The organism is Brucella lupini (assembly GCF_002252535.1).
Lineage (GTDB): Bacteria > Pseudomonadota > Alphaproteobacteria > Rhizobiales > Rhizobiaceae > Brucella > Brucella anthropi.
The window spans coordinates 1-731 of the sequence record NZ_NNRN01000008.1 but is presented as its reverse complement, the minus strand read 5'-3'; the positions used below and the strand labels follow the sequence as shown (position 1 = coordinate 731).

The window sequence follows — 731 nt, the reverse complement described above, 5'->3', positions numbered from 1 at the left end:
ATATTACTGAAAAAGGTGTCCGTGAATTAGTGAAACCCGCAGATAACACCGGGAGAGATCGTCAGGAGACTGAACACATGACGCAGACCCAACGCTATAAATATCCGCTGCAACTTCCGCAATCCTTGAAGGAGACCGCCGCGCGTCTGGCGCAGGAGGATGGTGTGTCGCTCAATCAGTGGATCATTTCCGCCGTCGCACAGAAGATCGGGGCCGTGGAGACGGCCAGCGAATTCCTCAAGGCACGTGCGGGTACGACGAAACGCGGTGCTCTGACAGGCTTTCTGGACAAAGCGCCGGATGTTATGCCCGTGCCGGAAGACAAGATGTGTTGCAATGATGTGCTGGCAGGCATCTACGGTGAAAGCCTTTTTTGCTTGCTTGAGGGGGCCGGAACGAAGCCGCCCCTCAAGGCCGAGCCGCTTACCGCGGTGGCGCGTTCCGCGTCAGCCTTGACCGGCCGGCTCCGTCCCGGCGAGGGCTTGTGAGGCAGGAAGGCGGGCCTGCGCTGACAGGCAGCGCCAGCCGCGACGAGCCATGCAGACGCAGTGCATTGCCGAGTGAAGGGGAACCGATTCATGACCCGTGCCGCCCTCTATGCCCGCTATTCGTCCGACAATCAGCGGAAGCCTGCGCTCCCGCTTCGGTCGCGTGCTGCTCTTCGACCCGACCAATACGAAGTCGGCGGCCTAAAGCATGTCGCTGTTAACCGGATTCGGGATTCCCGTTTG

The 731-nt window shown here is 60.2% G+C and carries 1 protein-coding gene; it reads left to right on the top strand.

Annotated features, from left to right (window positions below):
- The first annotated feature begins 77 nt into the window (after positions 1–77).
- Entirely contained in the window at positions 78–488 is a 411-nt protein-coding gene (locus tag CES86_RS27770) for a toxin-antitoxin system HicB family antitoxin (protein WP_235819852.1), read from the top strand.
- Positions 489–731: the final 243 nt, after the last annotated feature.

Excerpts from the sequence above, each read along its gene's own strand:
- CES86_RS27770 (WP_235819852.1), top strand. The coding sequence starts at position 78 with ATGACGCAGACCCAACGCTATAAATATCCGCTGCAACTTCCGCAATCC.